4 protein-coding genes are annotated in these 3003 nt (G+C 46.6%); all 4 read right to left on the reverse strand.

The features are described from left to right. The coding region (locus WBV75_RS13505; protein WP_424121110.1) for a YicC family protein at positions 1-723 on the reverse strand (723 nt) is incomplete at its 3' end. A 120-nt stretch (positions 724-843) separates the two neighbouring features. After that, a complete protein-coding gene (locus WBV75_RS13510) occupies positions 844-1602 on the reverse strand; it encodes a hypothetical protein (protein ID WP_424121111.1) in 759 nt (252 codons plus the stop codon). A gap of 37 nt (positions 1603-1639) precedes the next feature. Continuing rightward, complete coding sequence (locus tag WBV75_RS13515; protein ID WP_424121112.1) at positions 1640-2371, reverse strand: hypothetical protein; 732 nt, start codon at positions 2369-2371, stop codon at positions 1640-1642. Between the two features lie 28 nt (positions 2372-2399). Beyond that, the coding region (locus tag WBV75_RS13520; RefSeq protein ID WP_424121113.1) for a hypothetical protein at positions 2400-3003 on the reverse strand (604 nt) is incomplete at its 5' end.

A 3003-nucleotide genomic window follows, 5' to 3' on the forward strand; every position in this document is an offset into this window, starting at 1 on the left:
GCCGAGCTTCTTACCATTGGAATCCTGTGATCCCATGGTGTTTAAAAAGTATTCCAAGTGTTTGGCCAACCGCACTTTTTCCTCTGTGATATCGTACTTCTCCAGATAATATATCAGTTCCTGCTCAAAGCGATTGGGGTCTGCCGTCTCACGTAAATCTGCCACAGCCCTTTCGAGTCGCTCCCGGATGGTTCCCAGGCGGGTTTTATCCAGGGTTTTCACCTCCTCCAAAAGCTTTTGAAGCGTCTTAATACGCTGTGCAAAATCGGCTTCCAGGGTCTTACCTTCTTCTAACCGAAATGCCATCAGTTCTTCGAGGGCCTTTGCCAGCGCTTTTTGGATTACCGCAAACTCCTCGGGATCCAGTTCTTCCCGCTCTGTTTTAAGGGTGTCGGGAAGTCTCAGGGCCATTTCGAGCAAGCGGACAGTGTCTCCAGGAGCTATCTCCCCTAACTGGCCCATATAGTCCCGTACCACATTCTGGTTGATCCGCGTGGAAGCCTCTTCCCCGTTCGATTCTATATAGAGTGAGAAATCGATCTTACCCCGGTTGAGCATTCGGGCGATCGTATTTCTGAACTCCAGTTCTTTTTCCCGATATACCTGGGGGACCCGGGCATTGATGTCCAGGCCTTTACTGTTTAGGGATTTTACTTCTACTGAAATTTTTTTTCCGGGAAGCTGTAGTACGTGCTTTCCGAAACCGGTCATGGATTGAATCATACCTGCGGGGCCTGTTTTGCCAAAGGTAGTAAAAATTGAAAAGGACCACCCGCCCTTAGATTTCTGTATAAACCCCCGCTTCAGTGCTCCCTCAGGGTATTTTTCGTGAAACGAACTCCCCTACTTTGGGATAAAAACAAACTCAAAATCCCCCGGTAAGGACGTCAGGGAAACATACCGTTCTTCCCGGGGATACGTCCTGCCGTCCCTATCCTCAAAAACAGAAAGTATTTCGTATTTCACCATATTCCAACCGGGTTGGAATTCGAGGTCGTATTCCATGGTGTTGGTGAAGGTTTCCTTTTGGTCTACGGCAAGGGATTCTTCGGTGGTTACCCCCTTTATGGTAGCGGCTTTGTCCACATAATACCAGTCAATCAAAAACCCCGGGGTAAATTTAAAAGAAGGCATACTCATTACGGACTCGGCAAAAGTTTCAGAACTCGCTCCTATGAGCAGGCCGAAAAGCTCCTGACGCTCCATACTGCCGAGGCCATAGACCCCGACATTGGAAAGGGAACCTACAGGTTGAATCGCATTTTCCAGCACTATAGACCCACCCCTCCTCCGAAAGACCCTGTCCAGATCCATAAACGGACTTGTCTTGTCTGCAGAAGATGTCGGGGGATTTTTATCGATTTCCTCTTTTCGTTTTTGAATAAAATCTGGGGTAAGCGGAATTTTAAAGTGTCCTTCCGCGTTCACAGTGCCAATCTTTTTAGGCTCCTGAAAGCCCGTAATCACATCGCCCTCACCGAAACTCCATCCCGGGATGACTCCCTGAATGGCTTCCTGGGCCGTGCAAAGCGTTATAGTAAAAAAGAAAACCGTGTATATAAACCCGGTAAAAAAATTGAGAGGTCCGGGAGGTTTGGGCATCAAGCCCTTTCCCTTTGGAACCTTGCTGAAGAAAGCATTATTCCGGGATGAATACATATTGCATACCTGAAGGCACTTCAGAAATGCTGGTAATACTCTCCTTAACCGGATAGGTTTTTCCACCCTCATCTGTAAATATTTCTGATATCTCATACTTCACAAGGTTCCACCCCGGTTTAAGATCTAAATCATAGGTTGTATTGCGCGTATACATCTTATCGCCGTTTACCGGATAAGAATCCACAGAACACTCCCCCTTGGCAACTCCGGGTTTATCGACATAGTACCAATCAACGGCATACCCGACCGTGTTTTTATAAGACCCGAGTTTGATATATCCTTCTGCGAAGTCTTTACTGCTGGCCGGTACCAGAGCTCCAAACTCTTCTTTCTTCTCCATATTGCCCAGCATAAAACCCAATACTGCCAGGGTTGTGAGTTCCTGATCCCCATTGACCAATTCTACTTTGCCCTGAGCGCATTGGCAAGATTCCCCGAGCGTCATGAGTTGTGAGGTGAACTTTTTGTCAGGATTTGAATTCTCAGCTTCCATCTTCTTTTGCACCTCAGCGAGGTATCCCGGTTTCAGGGCAATTTCAAAATTTCCCGAGGCGTCAATCGATCCTACTTCCGTAAGGGTAAAAACCCCGGAATAGACCTCCCCGGCACCCCGGGTCCACCCATCAATACTTCCCGATATGGATTCCTGTCCACGGCTTTGAAAGGTAAAAATAGCCAGAGTCATCAATAATAAAACTGTATCTCTCATTTTTTTTGTCTTAAGGTATTATCGGGTACTATCTCCCTCCAAAGTTTTGATAATTCGCGGTGGTTATTGTCTGAGGCGCGCGTTCCAAACGAGTACACACCATTTTGGCATCCCATTCATTTTTGGCCTTGTCCTCAATCACCATTTCCATAATCATTCCTGATTTATTGCCTTCGCGTATCCACTCCATATCGAAGTTTTCCGGAAAGTTCTCGTTTTTCTTGTACATATCGCTGAAGCTCACTTCGGTTTCAAAGGTTGTGTATACCGTAGTTTTATATTGGGCATCTTCCATTTGAAAACCCTTGCAGGTATACCCCATTATCTCTTTGGAGGGAACTTCTTTGATCTCATATCCTTCCTCGGGCGTGAATTCTTCCCCGTCGAGAAATTGTTCAGGAACCTTTGAGGCCGTCATAAAGCGGGAGTCTGCATTACCCATAAACATGAGGGTCATCATTTTTTCGGAGTCGAACACCATCAAAATAGAGGTTCCCTGTTGCTCTATATTCATGCCCCAGTAAGCAGAGCCCTCCTTAAGCAGATAAGTCAACGGAACAGGCTCTTCCATCTGATCTGTATACATGGTGAGCTCATAGGCCCATTCGAAATCATAGGAGTCCGGTATATCC

It is taken from the genome of Robiginitalea sp. (assembly GCF_049588695.1).
Taxonomy (GTDB): Bacteria; Bacteroidota; Bacteroidia; order Flavobacteriales; family Flavobacteriaceae; genus Robiginitalea.

Coding starts and splice junctions, on each gene's coding strand:
- WBV75_RS13510 (WP_424121111.1), bottom strand. CDS start 1,602: ATGCCCAAACCTCCCGGACCTCTCAATTTTTTTACCGGGTTTATATAC.
- WBV75_RS13515 (WP_424121112.1), bottom strand. CDS start 2,371: ATGAGAGATACAGTTTTATTATTGATGACTCTGGCTATTTTTACCTTT.